Annotated in this window: 20 protein-coding genes, 3 tRNA genes, 4 rRNA genes, 1 other RNA gene and 1 other annotated feature (1 of these 29 only partly in view); of the genes, 24 read left to right on the top strand and 4 right to left on the bottom strand. The window is 39.9% G+C overall.

Annotated features, from left to right (window positions below):
- Positions 1-37: 37 nt before the first annotated feature.
- The 9 genes from yaaA to rrf all read left to right on the top strand — a co-directional run bounded on the left by yaaA (position 38) and on the right by rrf (position 11,167).
- Entirely contained in the window at positions 38-250 is a 213-nt protein-coding gene (yaaA, locus tag JFT89_RS18600; protein ID WP_002016484.1) for a S4 domain-containing protein YaaA, read from the top strand.
- A gap of 12 nt (positions 251-262) precedes the next feature.
- Positions 263-1,390 (top strand): DNA replication/repair protein RecF, encoded by a 1,128-nt coding sequence (gene recF, locus JFT89_RS18605; RefSeq protein ID WP_002016486.1) that lies wholly within the window; start codon positions 263-265, stop codon positions 1,388-1,390.
- Positions 1,391-1,428: 38 nt separating this feature from the next.
- A complete protein-coding gene (gyrB, locus tag JFT89_RS18610) occupies positions 1,429-3,351 on the top strand; it encodes a DNA topoisomerase (ATP-hydrolyzing) subunit B (RefSeq protein WP_002034986.1) in 1,923 nt (640 codons plus the stop codon).
- Between the two features lie 88 nt (positions 3,352-3,439).
- Positions 3,440-5,911, top strand: a complete 2,472-nt coding sequence (gene gyrA / locus JFT89_RS18615) for a DNA gyrase subunit A (RefSeq protein ID WP_002034984.1) — start codon at positions 3,440-3,442, stop codon at positions 5,909-5,911.
- Positions 5,912-6,154: 243 nt separating this feature from the next.
- A 16S ribosomal RNA gene (locus JFT89_RS18620) occupies positions 6,155-7,706 on the top strand.
- 131 nt (positions 7,707-7,837) lie between these two features.
- Positions 7,838-7,914, top strand: a tRNA-Ile gene (locus JFT89_RS18625).
- 10 nt (positions 7,915-7,924) lie between these two features.
- A tRNA-Ala gene (locus tag JFT89_RS18630) sits at positions 7,925-8,000 on the top strand.
- A 79-nt stretch (positions 8,001-8,079) separates the two neighbouring features.
- Positions 8,080-11,002 (top strand): 23S ribosomal RNA (locus JFT89_RS18635).
- A 49-nt stretch (positions 11,003-11,051) separates the two neighbouring features.
- A 5S ribosomal RNA gene (rrf, locus tag JFT89_RS18640) occupies positions 11,052-11,167 on the top strand.
- Together the 16S, 23S and 5S rRNA genes with 2 tRNA genes alongside form the textbook arrangement of a ribosomal RNA operon.
- A 36-nt stretch (positions 11,168-11,203) precedes the next feature.
- On the opposite strand, the gene JFT89_RS18645 is transcribed toward rrf, so the two are convergent.
- Positions 11,204-12,205 (bottom strand): YaaC family protein, encoded by a 1,002-nt coding sequence (locus tag JFT89_RS18645; protein WP_002009610.1) that lies wholly within the window; start codon positions 12,203-12,205, stop codon positions 11,204-11,206.
- A gap of 115 nt (positions 12,206-12,320) precedes the next feature.
- Between JFT89_RS18645 and guaB the strand changes: the two genes are divergently transcribed.
- The 7 genes from guaB (at position 12,321) to JFT89_RS18680 (ending at position 19,275) form a co-directional block, all read left to right on the top strand.
- Entirely contained in the window at positions 12,321-13,784 is a 1,464-nt protein-coding gene (gene guaB, locus JFT89_RS18650; protein ID WP_002107266.1) for an IMP dehydrogenase, read from the top strand.
- Positions 13,785-13,897: 113 nt separating this feature from the next.
- Positions 13,898-15,208 (top strand): D-alanyl-D-alanine carboxypeptidase family protein, encoded by a 1,311-nt coding sequence (locus JFT89_RS18655; RefSeq protein WP_154214039.1) that lies wholly within the window; start codon positions 13,898-13,900, stop codon positions 15,206-15,208.
- A gap of 160 nt (positions 15,209-15,368) precedes the next feature.
- On the top strand, positions 15,369-16,256 hold the full coding sequence (pdxS, locus tag JFT89_RS18660; protein ID WP_002009615.1) for a pyridoxal 5'-phosphate synthase lyase subunit PdxS: 888 nt from the start codon (positions 15,369-15,371) through the stop codon (positions 16,254-16,256).
- A gap of 18 nt (positions 16,257-16,274) precedes the next feature.
- Positions 16,275-16,865, top strand: a complete 591-nt coding sequence (gene pdxT / locus JFT89_RS18665) for a pyridoxal 5'-phosphate synthase glutaminase subunit PdxT (protein ID WP_002063361.1) — start codon at positions 16,275-16,277, stop codon at positions 16,863-16,865.
- A 54-nt stretch (positions 16,866-16,919) separates the two neighbouring features.
- Positions 16,920-17,140: a binding site (T-box leader), on the top strand.
- Between the two features lie 51 nt (positions 17,141-17,191).
- Entirely contained in the window at positions 17,192-18,466 is a 1,275-nt protein-coding gene (serS, locus tag JFT89_RS18670) for a serine--tRNA ligase (protein ID WP_002009617.1), read from the top strand.
- A gap of 154 nt (positions 18,467-18,620) precedes the next feature.
- A tRNA-Ser gene (locus JFT89_RS18675) sits at positions 18,621-18,713 on the top strand.
- Positions 18,714-18,879: 166 nt separating this feature from the next.
- Positions 18,880-19,275 carry a sigma factor-like helix-turn-helix DNA-binding protein gene (locus JFT89_RS18680; protein ID WP_002029297.1) on the top strand — a complete coding sequence of 132 codons (396 nt, stop codon included), beginning with the start codon at positions 18,880-18,882 and terminating at the stop codon, positions 19,273-19,275.
- A gap of 35 nt (positions 19,276-19,310) precedes the next feature.
- Here JFT89_RS18680 and JFT89_RS18685 read toward each other — a convergent pair whose 3' ends face one another.
- From JFT89_RS18685 to JFT89_RS18695, 3 genes are all read right to left on the bottom strand, one after another.
- Positions 19,311-19,979, bottom strand: coding sequence for a deoxynucleoside kinase (locus JFT89_RS18685; protein ID WP_002009620.1), 669 nt, complete (start codon positions 19,977-19,979; stop codon positions 19,311-19,313).
- A 2-nt stretch (positions 19,980-19,981) separates the two neighbouring features.
- Positions 19,982-20,617, bottom strand: a complete 636-nt coding sequence (locus JFT89_RS18690; protein ID WP_201040446.1) for a deoxynucleoside kinase — start codon at positions 20,615-20,617, stop codon at positions 19,982-19,984.
- A gap of 123 nt (positions 20,618-20,740) precedes the next feature.
- Positions 20,741-21,280, bottom strand: coding sequence for a cysteine hydrolase family protein (locus JFT89_RS18695; protein ID WP_002063357.1), 540 nt, complete (start codon positions 21,278-21,280; stop codon positions 20,741-20,743).
- A 106-nt stretch (positions 21,281-21,386) separates the two neighbouring features.
- Here JFT89_RS18695 and tadA point away from each other — a divergent pair, with 106 nt between their 5' ends.
- The 8 genes from tadA to JFT89_RS18735 all read left to right on the top strand — a co-directional run.
- A complete protein-coding gene (tadA, locus tag JFT89_RS18700) occupies positions 21,387-21,881 on the top strand; it encodes a tRNA adenosine(34) deaminase TadA (protein WP_002063356.1) in 495 nt (164 codons plus the stop codon).
- A 78-nt stretch (positions 21,882-21,959) separates the two neighbouring features.
- Positions 21,960-22,224: signal recognition particle sRNA large type (gene ffs, locus JFT89_RS18705), an RNA gene on the top strand.
- 132 nt (positions 22,225-22,356) lie between these two features.
- Positions 22,357-24,045: a DNA polymerase III subunit gamma/tau gene (dnaX, locus tag JFT89_RS18710; RefSeq protein ID WP_201040447.1), complete on the top strand. Its 1,689-nt coding sequence runs from the start codon at positions 22,357-22,359 to the stop codon at positions 24,043-24,045.
- A gap of 25 nt (positions 24,046-24,070) precedes the next feature.
- Entirely contained in the window at positions 24,071-24,397 is a 327-nt protein-coding gene (locus JFT89_RS18715; RefSeq protein WP_170935248.1) for a YbaB/EbfC family nucleoid-associated protein, read from the top strand.
- Positions 24,398-24,411: 14 nt separating this feature from the next.
- Positions 24,412-25,008, top strand: coding sequence for a recombination protein RecR (gene recR, locus JFT89_RS18720; RefSeq protein WP_002009629.1), 597 nt, complete (start codon positions 24,412-24,414; stop codon positions 25,006-25,008).
- Between the two features lie 14 nt (positions 25,009-25,022).
- Positions 25,023-25,244 (top strand): YaaL family protein, encoded by a 222-nt coding sequence (locus tag JFT89_RS18725; RefSeq protein ID WP_002009631.1) that lies wholly within the window; start codon positions 25,023-25,025, stop codon positions 25,242-25,244.
- A gap of 262 nt (positions 25,245-25,506) precedes the next feature.
- Entirely contained in the window at positions 25,507-25,776 is a 270-nt protein-coding gene (locus tag JFT89_RS18730) for a pro-sigmaK processing inhibitor BofA family protein (protein ID WP_002063354.1), read from the top strand.
- Between the two features lie 218 nt (positions 25,777-25,994).
- Positions 25,995-26,309, top strand: a 16S ribosomal RNA gene (locus JFT89_RS18735); it runs 1,237 nt beyond the window's last position.

Genomic DNA, 26,309 nt, shown 5'->3' on the forward strand with positions numbered 1-26,309 from the left:
ATGAAAGAATGAACACTTTCAGAAAGTGAGCGATTTTATGAAACTTATTAAGATTTCAACAGAATACATTACACTAGGACAATTTTTAAAGTTAGCTGATGTAATTGATACAGGTGGCGCTGTGAAATGGTTCTTACAAGAATATGAAGTATACGTGAATCAAGAACTTGAAAATAGAAGAGGCCGAAAGTTATATGCAAATGATATTGTTGAAATTCCGGGAAGCGGAACTTTCCAAGTTCAAGCATAAAGGGGGATCCCTTTGTTTATTACAGAAATACAATTAAAAAACTATCGCAATTATGAGCATTTAGAGCTTTCCTTTGAGGATAAAGTCAATGTAATTATTGGTGAAAATGCGCAAGGGAAAACGAATCTGATGGAAGCTATTTATGTATTGGCGATGGCGAAATCTCATAGAACTTCGAACGATCGTGAACTCATTCGTTGGGATGAGGATTATGGTAATATAAAAGGTAGATTACAAAGGCGAAATAGTTCAGTATCCTTAGAATTAAATATTTCAAAAAAAGGTAAAAAGGCAAAGTTAAATCAGTTAGAACAACAAAAATTGAGCCAGTATATTGGTGAAATGAATGTTGTTATGTTTGCCCCAGAAGATTTAAATCTTGTAAAAGGAAGCCCTCAAGTACGAAGACGCTTTTTGGATATGGAACTTGGACAAATAGCTCCGGTCTATTTGTATGAATTAAGTCAATATCAAAAGGTACTCACGCAACGAAATCATTTACTTAAGAAGATGCAAGGGAATAGTAAAAATGAGGAAACGATGTTGGATGTATTTACACTTCAACTTATTGAGCATGGTGCAAAAATTTTGCGAAAACGTTTTGAGTTTTTGCATTTACTACAAGAATGGGCTGCTCCAATTCATCGCGGAATTAGCAGGGGATTAGAGGAGTTAGAAATCGTTTATAAACCAAGTGTAGATGTATCAGAATCAATGGATTTGTCGAAAATAAAGGAAGTATACTATGAAAGTTTTCAATCTGTGAAACAACGTGAAATTTTTCGGGGTACAACTTTACTTGGTCCTCATCGTGATGATTTACAATTCTTCGTTAATAGTAAAAATGTTCAAGTCTTTGGTTCACAAGGACAACAACGAACAACCGCACTATCCCTAAAATTGGCTGAAATTGAATTGATATACTCAGAGGTTAAGGAATATCCAATTCTTTTACTAGATGATGTGTTATCAGAATTAGATGATTATCGTCAATCGCATCTGCTAAATACAATTCAAGGAAAAGTACAAACCTTTGTGACAACGACGAGTGTCGAGGGAATTGAACACGAAACATTGAAAGAAGCGAAAACAATTCATGTAACGAACGGCACGGTAGATTGTGAAATAGACAGAAAATAATTTCTGTTTAAATGGAAAAGTAGGTGATCTTTGTGTCAATGGAACAAAAGCAAATGCAGGAAAATGCATATGATGAAAGTCAGATTCAGGTGTTAGAAGGACTGGAGGCAGTTCGAAAGCGTCCTGGTATGTATATCGGTTCTACAAGTGGAAAAGGTCTTCATCACCTCGTGTGGGAAATTGTTGATAACAGTATTGATGAAGCTTTAGCAGGATATTGTGATGAAATTAATGTCAGTATTGAAGAAGATAATAGTATTGTTGTAACAGATGATGGTCGTGGTATCCCTGTTGGTATACAAGAAAAAATGGGACGTCCTGCTGTAGAAGTTATTATGACGGTACTCCATGCCGGTGGTAAATTTGGCGGTGGTGGTTATAAAGTTTCTGGTGGTTTGCATGGTGTAGGTGCATCTGTTGTAAATGCTTTATCAACAGAATTAGAGGTATTTGTACATCGAGATGGAAAAATACACTATCAAAAATATGAACGTGGGGTCCCGGCTGCAGATTTAAAAGTAATAGGTGAAACTGATCGTACAGGAACGATCACACGCTTTAAGCCAGATTCAGAAATTTTTACAGAGACGACAGAATACGAATTTGATACATTAGCGACTCGTATGCGTGAGTTGGCGTTTTTAAATCGTAATATTAAATTAACAATTGAAGATAAGCGTGAACATAAGCAAAAGAAAGAATTCCATTATGAAGGTGGAATTAAATCATATGTTGAACATTTAAATCGTTCAAAACAACCGATTCATGAAGAACCTGTATATGTTGATGGTTCAAAAGATGGGATTCAGGTTGAGGTTGCTCTTCAATATAACGAAGGCTATACAAATCATATTTATTCATTTACAAATAATATTCATACGTATGAAGGCGGTACACATGAGGTAGGTTTTAAGACTGCTCTAACACGTGTAATTAACGATTATGGTCGTAAAAATAATATTTTAAAAGATGCGGATAGTAATTTAACTGGTGAAGATGTTCGTGAAGGCTTAACAGCAATCGTGTCAATTAAGCATCCAAATCCACAATTTGAAGGACAAACAAAGACGAAACTTGGAAATAGTGAAGCGAGAACGATTACAGAGTCTGTATTCTCAGAGGCGTTTGAAAAGTTCTTACTAGAAAATCCCAATGTTGCACGTAAAATTATAGATAAAGGGACTATGGCAGCACGTGCACGTGTAGCGGCTAAAAAGGCTCGTGAACTAACGCGCCGAAAGAGTGCTCTAGAAGTTTCAAGTTTACCAGGGAAGCTAGCTGATTGTTCTTCTAAAGATCCAGCAATTAGCGAAATTTATATCGTGGAGGGTGACTCTGCGGGCGGATCTGCAAAACAAGGACGCGATCGTCATTTTCAAGCGATTTTACCACTGAAGGGTAAAATTATTAACGTTGAAAAGGCACGTTTAGATAAGATTTTATCAAATGATGAAGTTCGTACAATTATTACAGCAATCGGTACAAATATTGGTGGGGATTTTGCTATTGAAAAAGCTCGCTATCATAAAGTTATTATTATGACAGATGCCGATGTTGATGGTGCACATATTCGTACCCTATTATTAACGTTCTTCTATCGTTATATGCGTCAAATCATTGAGTGTGGATATATATATATCGCACAGCCACCGTTGTTTAAAGTACAACAAGGTAAAAAAATTCAATATGCTTATAACAATAAAGAACTTGAAAAAATACTAGCTGAATTACCAGCTCAACCTAAGCCTGGGATTCAGCGTTATAAAGGTCTAGGGGAAATGAATCCAACTCAGCTGTGGGAGACAACAATGGACCCAGAAGTACGTTCGTTACTTCAAGTTTCCCTTCAAGATGCAATTGAAGCGGATGAAACATTTGAAATTTTGATGGGTGATAAAGTAGAGCCGCGTCGTAACTTTATCCAAGAAAATGCAAAATACGTGAAAAACCTTGATATTTAAGTGAGTAATGACAGGAATCTAAGTATTCCTGTCTTCTACATATAAATCAATGTATGTGTAACGGAAATGTAAGAGGAGGTGCTCGTTGATGTCAGACAATCAACAACAAGCACGAATTCGAGAAATTAATATTAGTCATGAAATGCGTACCTCATTTTTAGATTACGCAATGAGTGTTATCGTGTCTCGTGCATTACCAGATGTTCGTGATGGATTAAAACCAGTTCATCGTAGGGTTTTATATGCGATGAATGATTTAGGAATTACAGCTGATAAAGCATATAAGAAGTCGGCGCGTATTGTCGGCGAAGTAATTGGTAAGTATCACCCGCACGGTGATTCAGCTGTTTATGAAACAATGGTACGTATGGCACAAGATTTTAGTCAACGTTACATGCTTGTTGATGGACATGGTAATTTCGGTTCTGTTGATGGAGATTCAGCGGCAGCAATGCGTTATACAGAAGCAAGAATGTCTAAGATTTCTATGGAATTAATACGCGATATTACAAAGAATACAATTGATTATCAAGATAACTACGATGGTTCTGAAAGAGAGCCAGTTGTATTACCAGCGCGTTTCCCTAACTTATTAGTCAATGGTACGACGGGTATTGCGGTTGGTATGGCAACAAACATTCCACCGCATCAACTTGGAGAAGTAATTGATGGTGTGTTGGCATTAAGTCATAACCCTGATATCACTATCGCGGAATTAATGGAATATATTCCTGGACCAGACTTCCCAACTTCAGGTTTAATCTTAGGGCGAAGTGGAATTCGAAGAGCTTACGAAACAGGTCGCGGTTCTATTATACTTCGTGCTAAAGTTGAAATTGAAGAGAGAGCAAATGGTAAACAAACTATTATCGTAACAGAACTACCTTATCAAGTTAATAAGGCGCGATTAATTGAAAAGATCGCAGAACTAGTTCGTGATAAGAAAATTGAAGGTATTACAGATTTACGTGATGAATCGGATCGTAATGGTATGCGTATTGTTATGGAAGTACGTCGTGATGCCAATGCCAATGTACTATTAAATAATCTATATAAACATACAGCACTCCAAACAAGTTTCGGTATTAATATGTTGTCTCTTGTAAATGGGGAGCCACAAGTCTTAAATTTAAAACAAAATCTATATTATTATTTAGAGCATCAAAAGGTAGTGATTCGTAGACGTACTGCTTATGAATTAGAGAAAGCGGAAGCGCGTGCTCATATTTTAGAAGGCTTACGAATTGCTTTAGATCATCTTGATGAAGTTATTACTTTAATCCGTAGTTCAAAAACAGCTGATATTGCAAAACAAGGTTTAATGGAACGTTTCGGCTTAAGTGAGAAACAAGCGCAAGCGATTTTAGATATGCGTTTGCAACGTTTAACTGGATTAGAACGCGAAAAAATCGAACAAGAATATCAAGATTTAATGAAGATAATTGCAGAGTTAAAAGCAATTTTAGCAGACGAAGAAAAAGTTCTTGAAATTATTCGCGAGGAATTAGCTGAAGTAAAAGAGCGTTTTAATGATAAGAGAAGAACAGAAATTACAATTGGCGGTATGGAAGCTATAGAGGATGAAGATTTAATCCCAGAACAAAATATCGCAATTACACTTACTCATAATGGTTATATTAAGAGGTTACCGGCTTCTACGTACAAAACACAGAACCGTGGGGGACGTGGTGTACAAGGAATGGGTACGAATGATGATGACTTTGTCGAACATTTATTAACAACGTCTACTCATGATCATATTTTATTCTTCACAAACAAGGGTAAAGTATACCGTACAAAAGGATATGAAATTCCAGAGTATAGTCGTACAGCAAAAGGTATACCGATTATTAATCTATTAGGGGTAGATAAGGGTGAGTGGATCAACGCTATTATTCCAATTCGTGAATTTGGTGACGACCAGTTCTTATTCTTTACAACGAAACAAGGTATCTCTAAGAGAACACCACTTTCGTCATTTGCCAATATACGTACAAATGGTTTAATTGCAATTTCTCTTCGTGAAGAGGATGAATTAATCTCTGTACGCTTAACATCTGGTGATAAGGATATTATCGTTGGGACAAGTAACGGTATGTTAATTCGTTTCAATGAGCAAGATGTGCGTTCAATGGGACGTAATGCGGCTGGTGTAAAAGCAATTACATTAGGTGATGAAGATCAAGTTGTAGGTATGGAAATTGTCGAAGAGGATGTAAATGTTCTAATTGTAACGAAAAATGGTTATGGAAAGCGTACACCGATTGATGAATACCGCCTGCAAAGTCGTGGTGGTAAAGGTCTGAAGACTTGTAATATTACAGATAAAAACGGTAAGTTAGTAGCGGTTAAGTCTGTAACAGGCGAAGAAGACATTATGTTAATTACAGCAGCAGGCGTTATTATTCGTATGCCGGTTGATCAAATCTCTCAAATGGGACGTAATACACAAGGTGTTCGTCTAATTCGATTAGAAGATGAGCAAGAGGTAGCGACAGTAGCAAAAGCGCAAAAAGATGAAGAAGAAGAATCTAATGAAGAGGATTCGTCTGAAGAGTAAGAGTGGGGATTTCTCCCCCTCTTATTTTTTTATAATAATACTTGCATAGCAATAGGAAAGTGTATATAATAGGAAAAGTCAGCAAATGAGAGATACAAGTTATCGAAAAAAACTTGTTGACGAAAATAATATGCTATGATATATTATGAAAGTCGCTGAAACGCGATGTTGAACTTTGAAAACTAAACGAAACAAACAACGTGAAACGTCAATTTTTATTTTTAGATGCTAGACAAACTAACTTTATTGGAGAGTTTGATCCTGGCTCAGGATGAACGCTGGCGGCGTGCCTAATACATGCAAGTCGAGCGAATGGATTAAGAGCTTGCTCTTATGAAGTTAGCGGCGGACGGGTGAGTAACACGTGGGTAACCTACCCATAAGACTGGGATAACTCCGGGAAACCGGGGCTAATACCGGATAATATTTTGAACTGCATAGTTCGAAATTGAAAGGCGGCTTCGGCTGTCACTTATGGATGGACCCGCGTCGCATTAGCTAGTTGGTGAGGTAACGGCTCACCAAGGCGACGATGCGTAGCCGACCTGAGAGGGTGATCGGCCACACTGGGACTGAGACACGGCCCAGACTCCTACGGGAGGCAGCAGTAGGGAATCTTCCGCAATGGACGAAAGTCTGACGGAGCAACGCCGCGTGAGTGATGAAGGCTTTCGGGTCGTAAAACTCTGTTGTTAGGGAAGAACAAGTGCTAGTTGAATAAGCTGGCACCTTGACGGTACCTAACCAGAAAGCCACGGCTAACTACGTGCCAGCAGCCGCGGTAATACGTAGGTGGCAAGCGTTATCCGGAATTATTGGGCGTAAAGCGCGCGCAGGTGGTTTCTTAAGTCTGATGTGAAAGCCCACGGCTCAACCGTGGAGGGTCATTGGAAACTGGGAGACTTGAGTGCAGAAGAGGAAAGTGGAATTCCATGTGTAGCGGTGAAATGCGTAGAGATATGGAGGAACACCAGTGGCGAAGGCGACTTTCTGGTCTGTAACTGACACTGAGGCGCGAAAGCGTGGGGAGCAAACAGGATTAGATACCCTGGTAGTCCACGCCGTAAACGATGAGTGCTAAGTGTTAGAGGGTTTCCGCCCTTTAGTGCTGAAGTTAACGCATTAAGCACTCCGCCTGGGGAGTACGGCCGCAAGGCTGAAACTCAAAGGAATTGACGGGGGCCCGCACAAGCGGTGGAGCATGTGGTTTAATTCGAAGCAACGCGAAGAACCTTACCAGGTCTTGACATCCTCTGAAAACTCTAGAGATAGAGCTTCTCCTTCGGGAGCAGAGTGACAGGTGGTGCATGGTTGTCGTCAGCTCGTGTCGTGAGATGTTGGGTTAAGTCCCGCAACGAGCGCAACCCTTGATCTTAGTTGCCATCATTAAGTTGGGCACTCTAAGGTGACTGCCGGTGACAAACCGGAGGAAGGTGGGGATGACGTCAAATCATCATGCCCCTTATGACCTGGGCTACACACGTGCTACAATGGACGGTACAAAGAGCTGCAAGACCGCGAGGTGGAGCTAATCTCATAAAACCGTTCTCAGTTCGGATTGTAGGCTGCAACTCGCCTACATGAAGCTGGAATCGCTAGTAATCGCGGATCAGCATGCCGCGGTGAATACGTTCCCGGGCCTTGTACACACCGCCCGTCACACCACGAGAGTTTGTAACACCCGAAGTCGGTGGGGTAACCTTTATGGAGCCAGCCGCCTAAGGTGGGACAGATGATTGGGGTGAAGTCGTAACAAGGTAGCCGTATCGGAAGGTGCGGCTGGATCACCTCCTTTCTATGGAGAATTGATGAACACTGTTCATCAATATAAGTTTCCGTGTTTCGTTTTCGTTTAGTTTTGAGAGTTCAATATAAGTATTGACTCTTAAATAGGAATATGATATAAATAAATTCCGCAATTTGTATGGGCCTATAGCTCAGCTGGTTAGAGCGCACGCCTGATAAGCGTGAGGTCGATGGTTCGAGTCCATTTAGGCCCACCATACATTTTACGGGGCCTTAGCTCAGCTGGGAGAGCGCCTGCCTTGCACGCAGGAGGTCAGCGGTTCGATCCCGCTAGGCTCCACCAAAAAGCTATTTTATATAGCAAATGGTATGTTCTTTGAAAACTAGATAACAGTGTAGCTCATATTTTTTAATTTTAGTTTGGTTAAGTTAGAAAGGGCGCACGGTGGATGCCTTGACACTAGGAGTCGATGAAGGACGGGACTAACGCCGATATGCTTCGGGGAGCTGTAAGTAAGCTTTGATCCGAAGATTTCCGAATGGGGAAACCCACTATACGTAATGGTATGGTATCCTTACCTGAATACATAGGGTATGGAAGACAGACCCAGGGAACTGAAACATCTAAGTACCTGGAGGAAGAGAAAGCAAATGCGATTTCCTGAGTAGCGGCGAGCGAAACGGAATCTAGCCCAAACCAAGAGGCTTGCCTCTTGGGGTTGTAGGACATTCTATACGGAGTTACAAAGGAACGAGGTAGACGAAGCGACCTGGAAAGGTCCGTCACAGAGGGTAATAACCCCGTAGTCGAAACTTCGTTCTCTCTTGAATGTATCCTGAGTACGGCGGAACACGTGAAATTCCGTCGGAATCTGGGAGGACCATCTCCCAAGGCTAAATACTCCCTAGTGATCGATAGTGAACCAGTACCGTGAGGGAAAGGTGAAAAGCACCCCGGAAGGGGAGTGAAAGAGATCCTGAAACCGTGTGCCTACAAATAGTCAGAGCCCGTTAATGGGTGATGGCGTGCCTTTTGTAGAATGAACCGGCGAGTTACGATCCCGTGCGAGGTTAAGCTGAAGAGGCGGAGCCGCAGCGAAAGCGAGTCTGAATAGGGCGTTTAGTACGTGGTCGTAGACCCGAAACCAGGTGATCTACCCATGTCCAGGGTGAAGTTCAGGTAACACTGAATGGAGGCCCGAACCCACGCACGTTGAAAAGTGCGGGGATGAGGTGTGGGTAGCGGAGAAATTCCAATCGAACCTGGAGATAGCTGGTTCTCCCCGAAATAGCTTTAGGGCTAGCCTTAAGTGTAAGAGTCTTGGAGGTAGAGCACTGATTGAACTAGGGGTCCTCATCGGATTACCGAATTCAGTCAAACTCCGAATGCCAATGACTTATCCTTAGGAGTCAGACTGCGAGTGATAAGATCCGTAGTCAAGAGGGAAACAGCCCAGATCGCCAGCTAAGGTCCCAAAGTGTGTATTAAGTGGAAAAGGATGTGGAGTTGCTTAGACAACTAGGATGTTGGCTCAGAAGCAGCCACCATTTAAAGAGTGCGTAATAGCTCACTAGTCGAGTGACTCTGCGCCGAAAATGTACCGGGGCTAAATACACCACCGAAGCTGCGAATTGATACCAATGGTATCAGTGGTAGGGGAGCGTTCTAAGTGCAGTGAAGTCAGACCGGAAGGACTGGTGGAGCGCTTAGAAGTGAGAATGCCGGTATGAGTAGCGAAAGACGGGTGAGAATCCCGTCCACCGAATGCCTAAGGTTTCCTGAGGAAGGCTCGTCCGCTCAGGGTTAGTCAGGACCTAAGCCGAGGCCGACAGGCGTAGGCGATGGACAACAGGTTGATATTCCTGTACCACCTCTTTATCGTTTGAGCAATGGAGGGACGCAGAAGGATAGAAGAAGCGTGCGATTGGTTGTGCACGTCCAAGCAGTTAGGCTGATAAGTAGGCAAATCCGCTTATCGTGAAGGCTGAGCTGTGATGGGGAAGCTCCTTATGGAGCGAAGTCTTTGATTCCCCGCTGCCAAGAAAAGCTTCTAGCGAGATAAAAGGTGCCTGTACCGCAAACCGACACAGGTAGGCGAGGAGAGAATCCTAAGGTGTGCGAGAGAACTCTGGTTAAGGAACTCGGCAAAATGACCCCGTAACTTCGGGAGAAGGGGTGCTTTCTTAACGGAAAGCCGCAGTGAATAGGCCCAAGCGACTGTTTAGCAAAAACACAGGTCTCTGCGAAGCCGTAAGGCGAAGTATAGGGGCTGACACCTGCCCGGTGCTGGAAGGTTAAGGAGAGGGGTTAGCGTAAGCGAAGCTCTGAACTGAAGCCCCAGTAAACGGCGGCCGTAACTATAACGGTCCTAAGGTAGCGAAATTCCTTGTCGGGTAAGTTCCGACCCGCACGAAAGGTGTAACGATTTGGGCACTGTCTCAACCAGAGACTCGGTGAAATTATAGTACCTGTGAAGATGCAGGTTACCCGCGACAGGACGGAAAGACCCCGTGGAGCTTTACTGTAGCCTGATATTGAATTTTGGTACAGTTTGTACAGGATAGGCGGGAGCCATTGAAACCGGAGCGCTAGCTTCGGTGGAGGCGCTGGTGGGATACCGCCCTGACTGTATTGAAATTCTAACCTACGGGTCTTATCGACCCGGGAGACAGTGTCAGGTGGGCAGTTTGACTGGGGCGGTCGCCTCCTAAAGTGTAACGGAGGCGCCCAAAGGTTCCCTCAGAATGGTTGGAAATCATTCGTAGAGTGCAAAGGCATAAGGGAGCTTGACTGCGAGACCTACAAGTCGAGCAGGGACGAAGAGTCGGGCTTAGTGATCCGGTGGTTCCGCATGGAAGGGCCATCGCTCAACGGATAAAAGCTACCCCGGGGATAACAGGCTTATCTCCCCCAAGAGTCCACATCGACGGGGAGGTTTGGCACCTCGATGTCGGCTCATCGCATCCTGGGGCTGTAGTCGGTCCCAAGGGTTGGGCTGTTCGCCCATTAAAGCGGTACGCGAGCTGGGTTCAGAACGTCGTGAGACAGTTCGGTCCCTATCCGTCGTGGGCGCAGGAAATTTGAGAGGAGCTGTCCTTAGTACGAGAGGACCGGGATGGACGCACCGCTGGTGTACCAGTTGTTCTGCCAAGGGCATAGCTGGGTAGCTATGTGCGGAAGGGATAAGTGCTGAAAGCATCTAAGCATGAAGCCCCCCTCAAGATGAGATTTCCCATAGCGTAAGCTAGTAAGATCCCTGAAAGATGATCAGGTTGATAGGTTCGAGGTGGAAGCATGGTGACATGTGGAGCTGACGAATACTAATAGATCGAGGACTTAACCATATAATATGAAGCAAATGTTATCTAGTTTTGAAGGAATATACCTTCATAGTTTGGTGATGATGGCAGAGAGGTCACACCCGTTCCCATACCGAACACGGAAGTTAAGCTCTCTAGCGCCGATGGTAGTTGGGACCTTGTCCCTGTGAGAGTAGGACGTCGCCAAGCAAGATAAAAACACGAGTCATTTGACTCGTGTTTTTTTTATTTCCCATGAAATAGGTTGGATTCCGTTAGTAAAAATGCTGAAATATAGTAAGGGATTTTTTGAGCAGAAATATTGAGAAATTGATAAATAAACGGATAATCTTCAGATCCATAACTTCCAAGTAAGTCATACCACCAATCCGTTTCATACCTAGAAATCATACTTAAATTATAGAGTAATAAATAATGAACAAGAAGCTCAGGCAACACTGGCTTAGAGTTTCTAGGGTCAGTCGTAAGTGGTAAATAATAAGTGTCAGTAAGATGCTCATAGTATAAAGGTGTACTATACATAGGATTCCATGATTGAATAGGTGCCGAAAAAAACAAATTTAATTCATTATTTTTCTCAGGTACGTGTTGTATTGATAAATGCTTACAAGTTGTTTCGATGTAACGAGAAAATCGCTCTTTAGTCATATGTAGTCGATCTAATATATTGACTGAAAAGGAGAGCTCATTTTTATTTGTTGAATCGATCTTATATAAAGTTGATACTTTTTGACTATAGCGCAACAAATTTTGTAATTCAGGAATATTCCCCATTAGTTCTAACATATTAAACTTCTCCGCTTCTAAGTGTTTCATGTGAAACAGTTGTTCTGCAACGTGAGTAAACAATCCGTTTTTCTGTATTTTCACCTCATCTTCTAAAAATTGATACCCCTGTTTTTTTCGTTTACGAGTCGTAACGCCATGAGCTAAAACAGTAGTTGATTCTGGGTAGTTAGGATCAATAGTTAACAAGCAAGCTTTAAACAGTTGGCTAATTCCATAAAATAACAACATCGGCTGAATCGAAAAGGGGGCCACCTTATATAATTCATAATAATTTTTCCCGTGTTCTAAGTAGTAAATAAAGGGATAACAGTTTTCAAAACTTTTTTTTTCAGCATCTTGTATGGAGGATTTTTCATAACAACGGGCAAGATAACGTTGTACATTTTGAGATGAAAAAAAGAAACTTAATTGCTGCCAAGTACAATGTGTTTGATGCATATATTACGCTCCTTTTATTGTCTAAAAATTCTAACATATATATACGTCCTTGACAGTATTTTAACCAATTGATAAGCTACTAATAATAATTTCTGGTATCATGGGGGGAACAATTATGTGGGAATCTAAATTTGTTAAAGAAGGTTTGACTTTTGATGATGTATTACTTGTACCAGCGAGGTCAGATATATTACCAAGAGAAGTAAGTGTTAAAACAGTTTTATCTGAAAGCTTACAGCTAAACATCCCGTTAATTAGTGCAGGAATGGATACAGTAACAGAAGCTGACATGGCTATTGCAATGGCTCGCCAAGGCGGTTTAGGAATTATTCATAAGAATATGTCTATTGAGCAACAAGCAGAGCAAGTTGATAAAGTAAAGCGCTCTGAAAGCGGCGTTATTTCAGATCCTTTCTTCTTAACTCCAGAACATCAAGTATATGATGCAGAACATCTTATGGGAAAATATCGTATCTCAGGTGTACCAGTTGTAAATAATTTAGATGAGCGAAAATTAGTTGGTATTATTACAAACCGTGATATGCGTTTCATCCAAGACTACTCAATCAAAATTTCTGACGTAATGACAAAAGAACAGTTAATTACAGCTCCAGTTGGTACTACGCTGGAAGAAGCTGAAAAAATCCTACAAAAGTATAAAATTGAAAAGCTCCCTCTTGTTGATAATAACGGTGTATTACAAGGGCTTATTACAATAAAAGATATTGAAAAAGTAATTGAATTCCCAAACTCTGCTAAAGATAAGCAAGGACGCTTATTAGTTGGAGCAGCTGTTGGTGTAACGGCTGATGCTATGCTTCGTATCGATGCATTAGTAAAAGCTAGCGTAGATGCAATTGTACTTGATACAGCTCATGGGCATTCTAAAGGTGTTATTGAAAAAGTAAAAGAAGTTCGTGCGAAATATCCAGCACTAAATATTATCGCTGGAAATGTTGCTACAGCTGAAGCAACGAAAGCATTAATTGAGGCTGGTGCAAACGTAGTTAAAGTTGGTATTGGACCAGGTTCTATTTGTACAACGCGTGTTGTAGCTGGTGTTGGTGTACCACAATTAACAGCAGTTTATGATTGTGCAACAGAAGCTCGTAAACACGGTATTCCAGTTATTGCTGATGGCGGTGTTAAGTACTCTGGTGATATGGTTAAAGCTTTAGCAGCAGGAGCACACGTTGTTATGCTAGGTAGTATGTTTGCTGGTGTTGCTGAAAGCCCTGGAGAAACTGAAATTTACCAAGGTCGCCAATTTAAAGTATATCGTGGTATGGGTTCTGTTGGAGCGATGGAAAAAGGAAGTAAAGATCGTTACTTCCAAGAAGGAAACAAAAAACTTGTTCCTGAAGGTATTGAAGGACGCGTACCATATAAAGGACCTTTAGCAGATACAGTTCATCAATTAGTTGGTGGATTACGTGCAGGTATGGGATATTGCGGAGCGCAGAATTTAGAATTCTTACGTGAGAATGCACAGTTCATTCGTATGTCAGGTGCAGGTTTACGTGAAAGCCATCCTCATCACGTACAGATTACAAAAGAGGCTCCAAACTACTCGTTGTAATGTCTTATATACAAATAGACAGAGATTTGATATCTCTGTCTATTTTTTTTTGATTATGTTAGAATAACGGTTATGTGAGTACATAGATATTGGGGGTAGCAAAAGTGAAAGGTATGTTTTGCAAAAGATTCATTGCGTTGGTAACAGTGCTTACAATAGCTTGTAGCATGCTTGTACCATATAGCAATGCATCAGCAGAAACAGGAGCCGCTTTAAACATTGAAGCAGGTGCGGCAATTTTAGTAGAAGCGAATTCTGGGAAGATTTTATATCAAAAAAATGCAGATGAGTTATTATCAATTGCTAGTATGACAAAAATGATGAGTGAATACCTAGTGAACGAGGCTATTGCGAAAGGGAAACTAAAATGGGATCAAAAAGTTAAGGTTTCCGAATATGCGTATAACATTTCGCAAGATCGTTCATTATCGAATGTGCCTCTACGAAATGGTGAATCTTATACAGTAAAAGAGCTATACGAAGCAATGGCAATTTATTCTGCTAATGGTGCAACGATAGCGTTAGCTGAAGCAGTTGCTGGAAAAGAAGTAGACTTTGTAAAAATGATGAATGATAAATCGAAAGAGTTTGGATTAAAAAATTATAAGTTTGTAAATTCTACGGGCTTAACGAACAAAGATTTAAAAGGACACCATCCTGAAGGGACAACTCCAGATGAAGAAAATAAAATGTCTGCGAGAGATGTAGCAATTTTAGCACAACGTCTTATTCAAGATTTCCCTAAAACATTAGACATAGCAAAAATTTCAAAAAAAGTATTCCGTGAAGGTACTCCGGATCGGATCGAAATGCCTAACTGGAACTGGATGTTAAAGGGGTTAATTAAGGAATACGAAGGCGTAGATGGTCTGAAAACAGGATCAACTCCAGAAGCAGGAGATTGTTTCACTGGTACGATTGAAAGAAATGGTATGCGTTTCATTTCTGTAGTTATTAAAACAAAATCTCACACGGCAAGATTTGATGAGACAAAGAAATTATATGATTATGGCTTTGCTAGCTTTGAAATGAAGAAAATGTATGAAAAAGGTTCTTCGGTTAAAGGAAAAGAAACAGTAAGAGTTGAAAATGCGAAAGATAAAGATGTGGCAGCTCAAACGAAGCAAGCTGTTTCACTTCCGGTGCCAAAGGGAAGTAAAGACGTTTATAAAACAGAATTTAAAGAAGGAAATAAGGGACAAGAGGCACCTATGAAAAAGGGAGTTACACTTGGCCAAATGGTTGTAACGTCTAAAGATAGTAATGATCCTGGATTTTTATCAGGAAAATCATTACAAGTAGATCTTGTAACAAAATCTGAAGTAGAAGAGGCGGGCTGGTTCACACGTTCTATGCGCGGAATTGGTTCTTTCTTTAGTGGTATGTGGAATAGTGCTGTTGATACAGTAAAAGGTTGGTTTTAAAAGCTCCTCATTGTAGGAGCTTTTTCTTATTCCTATTTTTCATACCGACTTTATGAAAAAGTAGTGGACAAGCATCAGATAGTTAGTGGTAGAATGTAAGAGTATTCTTAATTTTCTTCTTTAACGGGGGAAAGCAATTCACCTAGGGGGGTTTTTGTACATGACAAATGTAACAGGGACAGAGCGTGTAAAACGTGGAATGGCAGAAATGCAAAAAGGCGGCGTTATTATGGACGTAGTTAACGCTGAGCAAGCAAGGATTGCAGAAGAGGCAGGCGCAGTTGCTGTTATGGCATTAGAGCGTGTACCTGCAGATATTCGTGCAGCAGGTGGCGTTTCTCGTATGGCAGATCCAACAATTGTTGAAGAAGTTATGGGTGCTGTATCAATTCCGGTTATGGCAAAATGCCGTATCGGTCACCTTGTAGAAGCACGTGTATTAGAATCATTAGGGGTAGACTATATCGATGAGAGTGAAGTATTGACTCCTGCTGATGAAGTATACCATTTAAATAAACGTGATTACACAGTTCCGTTTGTATGTGGTTGCCGCGATATCGGAGAAGCTGCACGTCGTATTGCAGAAGGTGCAGCTATGCTTCGTACAAAAGGTGAACCTGGAACAGGAAACATTGTAGAGGCAGTGCGTCATATGCGCCAAGTCAATGCAGAAATCCGTCAAGTTGCAAGTCTACGTGAAGATGAGTTAATGACATATGCAAAAAATACTGGTGCTCCTTATGAAGTACTACTTGAAATTAAACGCCTTGGTCGCCTGCCAGTTGTAAACTTTGCAGCAGGTGGTGTAGCAACACCAGCAGATGCAGCGTTAATGATGCAACTTGGTGCTGATGGTGTATTTGTTGGATCTGGTATCTTCAAATCAGAGAACCCAGAGAAATTTGCACGTGCAATCGTTGAAGCAACGACTCATTATGAAGATTACGAACTAATTGCAAGCCTTTCTAAAGGATTAGGTAACGCAATGAAAGGTATCGAAATTTCAACGTTATTACCAGAACAACGCATGCAAGAGCGTGGATGGTAATTAAAGGAGATCTTTAAAATGGTGAAAATCGGTGTACTAGGTCTTCAAGGTGCAGTTCGTGAGCATGTAAAATCAGTTGAGGCAAGTGGTGCAGAAGCTGTTGTTGTAAAGCGTATAGAGCAACTTGAAGAGATTGATGGTCTTATTTTACCAGGCGGTGAAAGTACAACAATGCGCCGTCTTATTGATAAGTATGCTTTCATGGAGCCTCTTCGTACATTTGCGAAGTCTGGTAAACCAATGTTTGGTACATGTGCAGGAATGATTCTTCTTGCGAAAACACTTATTGGCTATGAAGAAGCACATATTGGTGCTATGGATATTACGGTTGAGCGCAATGCGTTCGGACGCCAAAAAGATAGTTTTGAAGCTGCACTTTCAATGAAAGGTGTGGGAGAAGACTTTGTTGGTGTATTTATCCGTGCTCCGTATGTTGTAAATGTAGCTGATGATGTTGAAGTACTTTCTATGCATGGCGAGCGAATGGTAGCGGTAAGGCAAGGGCCGTTTTTAGCTGCTTCTTTCCATCCGGAATTAACGGATGATCATCGTGTAACAGCATACTTTGTAGAAATGGTAAAAGAAGCGAAAATGAAAAAAGTTGTATAAGTAACTTGCAACTTGTATAAGATTATAGTAAATTGATGATAACAATTTTATAAAATAAGCGTGTTGATAGGAAGTAGTAACAAATGTTGTTTCTTATAGAGAGTCGATGGTTGGTGGAAATCGATAGAAACAGTTTGTGAATCCATCCTGGAATGGAATGTGGAATATCTTTTGATTAGTAAACATTCCCGGTGAAGAGCCGTTATTTCTACTTGAGAGGAAAGCGGTAATGCTTTCAACTAGGGTGGCAACGCGGGTTAACTCCCGTCCCTTTGTATAGGGACGGGAGTTTTTTGTGTTTTATAAAATAAAAGGAGGAGTATATAATGCTTGATATTAAATTTTTACGTACGAATTTTGAAGAAGTAAAAGCAAAATTACAGCATAGAGGCGAAGATTTAACGGATTTTGGTCGCTTTGAAGAACTTGATACGAGAAGAAGAGAGCTACTTGTTCAAACAGAAGAACTAAAAAGTAAACGTAACGAAGTATCTCAACAAATTTCAGTATTAAAGCGTGAAAAGAAAGATGCGGAAGCTCTAATTCTAGAAATGCGTGAAGTTGGGGAAAAAGTAAAAGATCTTGATAATGAGCTTCGTACAGTTGAAGAAGATTTAGAAAGATTAATGCTATCTATCCCAAATATCCCTCATGAATCTGCTCCAATAGGTGAAACAGAGGATGATAACGTAGTAGCACGTACTTGGGGAGAAGTGAAAGAATTTACTTATGAGCCAAAACCGCATTGGGACCTTGCTACTGATTTAGGGATTTTAGATTTTGAACGTGCTGGGAAAGTAACAGGAAGCCGATTTGTATTTTACAAGGGTGCTGGTGCAAGATTAGAACGTGCTTTGATTAGCTTTATGCTTGACCTTCATACTGATGAGCATGGATATGAGGAAGTATTACCTCCTTATATGGTAAACCGTGCAAGTATGACAGGAACAGGACAACTTCCGAAGTTTGAAGAAGATGCATTCCGTATTGAAAGTGAAGATTATTTCCTAATCCCAACAGCTGAAGTACCTGTAACGAATATGCATCGTGATGAGATTGTGAGTAAAGAGCAATTGCCGATACGATATGCTGCGTTTAGCTCATGCTTCCGTTCTGAAGCAGGTTCAGCTGGTCGTGATACACGTGGTTTAATTCGCCAACACCAATTTAATAAAGTTGAACTTGTTAAGTTCGTGAAACCAGAAGATTCTTACGAAGAGTTAGAAAAATTAACAAATGATGCAGAGCGCGTGTTACAATTATTAGAGTTGCCATATCGCGTTATGAGCATGTGTACAGGAGATTTAGGATTTACAGCAGCGAAGAAATACGATATTGAAGTATGGATTCCAAGCTATGGTACATATCGTGAAATTTCTTCTTGTAGTAATTTTGAGGCATTCCAAGCGAGACGTGCGAATATCCGTTTCCGTCGTGAGCCAAATGGCAAACCGGAACATGTTCATACACTAAATGGATCTGGTCTTGCAATTGGACGTACAGTGGCAGCTATTTTAGAGAACTACCAACAAGAAGATGGTACAATTATAATTCCAGAAGTTCTTCGCCCTTATATGGGAGGAAAAACAGTTATTAAATAAGTTAAAACATTCATCGGTATGAGTGATTGGTAATTATGGACGTTGTCAGCAGTGTCATAAAGGAGAGGGGAAGTAAAATTTTCCTTTCCTCATAATTTATTATAGTAGGGTTGACTAACTGTTTTTCTTTTGATATTATATTTGATGTCAATATGGAGGTATACCCAAGTCTGGCTGAAGGGATCGGTCTTGAAAACCGACAGGCGGCGAGAGTCGCGCGGGGGTTCGAATCCCTCTACCTCCTCCAGATATAATTGACAACAGCGCATATAAGTGGAGATTGGAGAACTCGTTACCAACACGTAACGAGTTTTTATTTTAAAGCCAATCATAAAGTATGATGTAAGGATATAGTGTCCTTATTACACACTCATATTCCGATGATTATCTTCATAGATATGAAAGGAGTTAACATGGATCTTATTATACAAACGTTTCCTTTAGATGGAAAAACTTTATATTATGTACAATGTCCTGTCTGTAAGAACAATAGAATTTTAAACAGTGGTGCAAATGTGTCGCGCATTATAAGTGATGATACATTCCGTAAACTTTGTGGTTGCACTTGTGATGTAAAACAGGTTGCAAAAAAAGTAGAGGTACCAAAAGAAGCTGAAAAACCAGCTGTGCAAAAAGAAGTAACTCCAAAACGTACAGGGAAATTACTAACAGCAGTAATTAATGGGAAAGAATTGACTGTTAAAGAGATTGCTGAAACATATGATATTAGTACGAGTACTGTTCGTCAGCGTATTAATGCTGGAAAGCCAGAGAGTGAAATTATTGCTCCGACAAAAAAGAAAAAGTAATTTCATAGGAAAACCCGTGCATATGCACGGGTTTTTTATTTTACAAGTTTACGTGTTTGTTTTAAAAAATGTCCAATTTTTTTAATGATTGGTTCGATTGAATCGCCATCTTTTAAAATATCGTATTCATTAATGTTTAATCGTAAAACAGGGCATGAATTAAAGTTATTAATCCAGTTATCGTAACGTCCATGCATCTCTTTCCAATATTCAATTGGTGTTTGCTGCTCCATGGGACGTCCTCGTTCTTGAATACGATCGACAATATCATCAAAAGAACCTTCTAGGTAAATTAATAAGTCTGGATGAGGGAAGTAAGGAGTCATGACCATAGCATCAAATAAACCTTTGTATGTTTCATAATCAGTTTCAGTCATTGTACCCTTTTCGTAATGCATTTTTGCGAAAATACCAGTGTCCTCATAGATAGAACGATCTTGAACAAAACCGCCACCATATTCGAAAATTCTTTTTTGTTCTTTAAATCGTTCTGCTAAAAAGTACACTTGTAAGTGAAAGCTCCAGCGTGTGAAATCAGCATAGAACTTGTCCAAATATGGATTGGAATCTACTTTTTCAAAAGATGTACGATAACCTAAAGCGTTAGCCAATGCAGTTGTCATAGTTGATTTACCGACACCTACTGTTCCAGCAATAGTGATAACTGCATCATTTGGTATATCATATTTTTGCCTTAAATTCATTGTTATTTCGACTCCTTCAAGAGAGTATTTTGAAGAGCTGATAAGATGACATTTAAATCATCAGGATTTCTTACAAAATCCATATCGTCTCCATTAAATTTTAATACTGGAATATCTGGATGGTCCTTTTTGAAAGCATCCATTGCTGTTTCGTAACCTTTTGTAAGCTGTAGCAAGTAATTTGGATCCATATTTTTTTCGAATTCTCTTCCGCGCATGGCAATTCGTTTTTGTAATGTTTCTAGGCTGGCTGTTAAATAAACGATGACATTTGGTACGGGCATATCTTGCGTAAGAATGCGATAAATTTGCATGTACTTGTCATATTGAGAATCTTTTAATGTACGGGATGCAAAAATTAAATTTTTAAATATATGATAATCTGCTACTACAGGCTTTCTTTGATTCAAATACTTTATGTTAATATCCTCTAGTTGTTTGTATCTATTACAAAGAAAGAACATCTCTGTTTGAAAACTCCATTCGTCGATGTCTTCGTAGAATTTTCCTAAAAAAGGATTTTCATCAACAATCTCTTTTAGTAAGTGGAGTTGCATGTGAGTTGAAAGTTCCTTCGCAAGTGAAGTTTTTCCAACACCAATTGGTCCTTCAACCGTGATAAATGGTACTCCGGTCACGCTGTTTCCTCCTTTCAATCAGTGATTTACCGTGACTACTAAAAACACAAAACAGAATTATTGTAGCACAAGAGGGGAGCGAGCGGACTAATTTGATATAAAAAGTTAGAAAATAGATATGTATTAATTAAATTTTATTTGGGATGACGGTACAATATTTGCCTTTAATGTGGCTTCCATTATTTTTAAAGCATGTTCATTATCTTGCTCGTTATTAGAAGCGATGCAATCCCGTGGTACATAAAGTGTATAATTTCTCATATGGGCATCATTAGCTGTAAAAAGGATGCATATGTTCCCGGCAATTCCTGTTAAAATGAGATTTTCGATTTTTAAATAACCTAATAAAGAATTCAAAGGTGTTTCATAAAAAGCAGAGTAATGTGGTTTAATAAAAATGTAATCGTCAGTATGCGGAGCAATGGCCTCGATAATATTTTTACTATACTTATTTGTACAATGAGTGATAAGTTGATCAATATCAGATCTCCAAAGTTGATAGTGATCATTGACATAAATTATTGGATAGCCCAATGATTTCATGGTGTCCTTTAATTGTAAAATGGGGTTCTTTATAATTTCACATTTCTGTGCCAGGATGGGTCCGTGGGAGAATTGAAAATCATTAATCATATCGATAATGAGTAAGGCAGTATTTTTCATATGTAATTCCCTCTCTTTCTTCTTTAGGTTGGATTGAATTTGTAAAAGTTATCCCACCTGCAAGAAATGAAAAAGTGTATTTTATTTTTGGTGAAAGGACTATATTATGGAGCGAGATATATATTTTATGCAGTTAGCAATAGAGGAAGCGAAGAAGGCGGAGGCGATACAAGAGGTACCAATTGGTGCTGTAATTGTGCTAGATGGTGAAGTGATTAGTGTCGCACATAACTTAAGAGAAACTGAACAGAGATCAATAGCTCACGCCGAGCTCTTAGCTATTGATGAAGCTTGCAAAAAATTAGGGACATGGCGTTTAGAAGATGCAACGTTATATGTAACATTAGAACCTTGCCCAATGTGTGCAGGGGGAATTGTTTTATCGCGTATAAAACGGGTTGTATATGGTGCGAGCGATCCGAAAGGTGGATGTGCAGGTACGTTGATGAATCTTTTAACTGATGAGCGTTTTAATCATCAGTGTGAAGTAGTGGCTGGTGTACTTGAAGAGGAATGTGGTACGTTGTTAACGATTTTTTTTAGGGAGCTTCGTAAGAAAAGAAAAGAAGTGAAAAAACTAGAGAAAAGTAATGGTAACTAACGTATTTGCATTTTGTAAAAAAACAAGTTATACTGATAATGCCTTATCCAAGGCAACCGAATATTGGTTTTAACTTTGCCGTGCTAAGCGGGGAGGTAGCGGTGCCCTATACTCGCAATCCGCTCTAGCGAGGCTGAATCCCTTCTCGAGGTTATGCTGCTGTAAGGTCTGCCTTAAGTAAGTGGTGTTGACGTTTGGGTCCTGCGCAACGGGACCCCGTGAACCTTGTCAGGTCCGGAAGGAAGCAGCAATAAGCGGGTTTTCTCGTGTGCCGCAGGAGTGCCTGAACCGAGCTAACTGCTTGAGTAACGCTTATGGTACGTAATCGACAGAAGGTGCACGGCAGTTATATATGTATACAAAACTCACCTTTATATAAAGGTGAGTTTTTTGTATGGAAAATAACTTTTGGAATCTATAAACAGAATGGGTTATAATAAATAAGATAATAACCTTTGAGGGAGGCCGTATTTTCGTGTCATACCAAGCGTTATACCGAACATGGAGACCGCAAAAATTCGAAGATGTAGTCGGTCAAAAGCACGTGACAAAAACGTTGCAAAATGCCCTTCTTCAAGAGAAAGCTTCACATGCTTATTTGTTTTCGGGTCCGAGGGGAACAGGGAAAACGACAATTGCAAAAGTATTTGCAAAGGCAATTAACTGTGAACACGCCCCGGTAGCTGAACCTTGTAATGAATGTCCTTCTTGTTTAGGAATTACACAAGGGTCTATTTCAGATGTATTAGAAATTGATGCGGCTTCAAATAACGGTGTAGATGAAATTCGAGATATAAGAGATAAAGTAAAATATGCTCCAAGTGCTGTAGGATATAAAGTATACATTATTGATGAAGTTCACATGCTTTCTATGGGTGCCTTTAATGCGCTTTTGAAAACTTTAGAAGAGCCGCCAGGACATGTTATTTTTATTCTGGCGACAACAGAACCGCATAAAATTCCAGCTACAATTATTTCGCGTTGTCAGCGTTTTGAGTTTCGAAAGATATCAGTAAATGATATCGTTGAGAGATTATCGACGGTCGTGACAAATGAAGGTACGCAAGTAGAAGATGAAGCGTTACAAATCGTAGCGCGTGCCGCCGAAGGTGGTATGCGTGATGCGCTCAGTCTTATTGATCAAGCTATTTCTTATAGTGATGAGACGGTGACGAGTGAAGATGTTTTAGCTGTAACAGGATCTGTATCTCAGCGATATTTGGGTGACCTGGTAGAATGTATACGTGAAAATGATGTATCAAGAGCGTTACGTATTATAGATGAGATGATGAGTAAAGGGAAAGATCCAGTTCGCTTTATGGAGGATTTCATTTACTACTATCGTGATATGCTTTTATATCAAACTTCACCACAATTAGAACATATGTTGGAACGGGTAATTGTAGATGGTCAATTCCGTACGTTAAGTGAAGAAATGCAACCGGAAGTAATCTATGAAATTATTCATACCCTTAGTAAGGGACAACAGGAGATGAAGTGGACAAACCATCCAAGAATATTCTTGGAAGTTGTTATGGTGCAACTGTGTCAGCAGTTTATGATGCAAGCAAACGGCGCAGATCGTTTACAAGCGATTATGAACAGGATGCAGCAGCTGGAGAAAGAGTTAGAGCAAGTTAAAAAGAATGGCGTGCCAGCTGGTGTGCAGCAGGAAGTAAGAGAGACGCGGGCAACACCAAAACCGGTACGAACAGGAAGTATGAAAATTCCTGTTGGACGTGTGAATGAAGTGTTAAAGCAAGCGAAGCGTCAAGATTTAGAACAGTTAAAAGCTGTATGGGGCGAATTATTAGGAAGGCTCAAGTCACATAACAAAGTAGCATTTGCTGTTTTATTAGAAAATAGTGAACCAGTTGCGGCTTCGGATGATACCTATGTGTTAGCATTTCAATATGAGATTCATTGCAAAATGGCTAGTGAAAATCGAGAAGCGATGGATACATTGGAACAAACTCTTTTTGAATTGTTAAGTAAAAGGTTAAATATGATTGCTATCCCAAAAAGTGAATGGGGTAAAATTCGTGAAGACTTTTTACAACGCGAAGGCGGGGATTCTGAAGAAAGATCAGAACAAAAAGAAGATCCTCTTATAGAAGAGGCTGTAAAATTAGTAGGGCAAGAACTTATTGAAATAAAAGAGTAATAATAATGAGGAGGAATTAATTATGATGCGTGGCGGAATGGGAAATATGAATAATATGATGAAACAAATGCAAAAGATGCAAAAAGACATGGCGAAGGCGCAAGAAGAGCTTGGCGAAAAAACAGTTGAAGGTACAGCTGGCGGCGGAATGGTTACTGTTATTGCAAATGGTCATAAGCAAGTTCTTGAAGTGAAAATTAAAGAAGAAGTTGTAGATCCAGAAGATATCGAAATGTTACAAGACTTAGTATTAGCTGCAACGAATGATGCACTTAAAAAGGTTGATGAACTTTCAAACTCTACAATGGGCAAATTTACAAAAGGCATGAACTTACCAGGTGGAATGTTCTAGGAGGATATTGATATATGCATTATCCAGAACCGATATCAAAATTAATCGATAGTTTTATGAAGTTGCCAGGAATCGGACCGAAAACAGCGGTTCGATTGGCATTCTTCGTGTTAGATATGAAAGAGGATGATGTACTAGGTTTTGCGAAAGCACTTGTGAATGCAAAGCGAGATTTAGCGTATTGTTCTGTGTGCGGACATATCACTGACCGCGATCCTTGTTATATTTGTGACGATTCGCATAGGGATCAATCGGTTGTTTGTGTAGTACAAGAGCCGAAAGATGTAATTGCGATGGAAAAAATGAAAGAATATCAAGGTGTATATCATGTTTTGCGTGGTGCCATTTCTCCAATGGAGGGAATTGGACCAGAGGATATTAATATCCCGCAGTTATTAAAGAGACTGCAAGATGAAACAGTACAAGAAGTGATATTAGCAACAAACCCTAATATTGAAGGGGAAGCCACAGCGATGTACATATCCCGCCTCTTAAAGCCAACAGGAATTAAAGTAACTCGTATTGCACATGGTCTGCCAGTTGGTGGAGATTTAGAATATGCAGATGAAGTAACACTATCGAAAGCTTTAGAGGGCCGTAGAGAGATATAAGAGGAGAAGGGAAAATGTTCTTTCAAAAAAAGGGTAAGTTGCGTAAAGAGTATGACGATAAGTTAATTGTATTATTAGAAAAGGTAAAGAATGAATGGCTACGTCAGAAGAGACTGGTTGAACAAAGTGTTGAGCCGTCTCAAGATGTACTTTGTTCTTTAAAAATAGCAGAGGCGAAATATTTTTTCTTGTTAAAAGAAGCAAAACGTCGTCCTGTGAAAATGGAACAATGGTAAAAGGTCCTGCTTTTTAAAGCGGGACCTTTTGCTTTTTATCGATTTATTTGTGAGTAACAGGGCTACTTTATTTTTGGGATATAAAAAGGAGAAAGAAAAAGTGGGAATGGAATTAGTTGTGTCTAATTGTTAGTGCTTAGAAGAAATATTACTGATTAAAGGTTATAAAGACGAAGTGGTAGGAGTTATGTTATAGATGTTCTTTTTTCTTGTCTTGTCCCATACAAATGGATATGTATAGGTCATTCATAAGGAGGAAAAAATGAATTCTACAATTATTATTGTTGGCATTCTTGCTTTGGTTTTTATTTTTCTTGTTTTTGGTGTTTCTGCTAAACCAATACGTTTTATAGGGAAAGCACTCTTTCATGTCACTTTAGGTATAGCGTTACTATTTATTGTGAATGTTGCAGGGACATATTTCGATTTTCATATTCCAATTAACATGGGCACAGCTACAGTATCAAGTTTATTAGGGGTGCCAGGTGTTGCTGCATTAGTGATTATTAAGCTATATATAATGCCAAGATAAATTTATTTTGGCATTTTTTAAAAAATCGTTGACTTACTGATTAGTAATATGATAAATTAATAAGCGTCGTCAGGAACGAAAGAAAAAAGTTGTTGACAGATTCAAGTCAAAATGTTAAATTATAAAAGTCGCTGAAACGCGGCATTGAACTTTGAAAACTAAACGAAACAAACAACGTGAAACGTCAATTTTTATTTTAGATGCTAGACAAACTAACTTTATTGGAGAGTTTGATCCTGGCTCAGGATGAACGCTGGCGGCGTGCCTAATACATGCAAGTCGAGCGAATGGATTAAGAGCTTGCTCTTATGAAGTTAGCGGCGGACGGGTGAGTAACACGTGGGTAACCTACCCATAAGACTGGGATAACTCCGGGAAACCGGGGCTAATACCGGATAATATTTTGAACTGCATAGTTCGAAATTGAAAGGCGGCTTCGGCTGTCACTTATGGATGGACCCGCGTCGCATTAGCTAGTTGGTGAGGTAACGGCTCACCAAGGCGACGATGCGTAGCCGACCTGAGAGGGTGAT

Origin of the sequence: Bacillus sp. TH25 (genome assembly GCF_016650935.1) — a bacterium.
Taxonomy (GTDB): Bacteria; Bacillota; Bacilli; order Bacillales; family Bacillaceae_G; genus Bacillus_A; species Bacillus_A mycoides.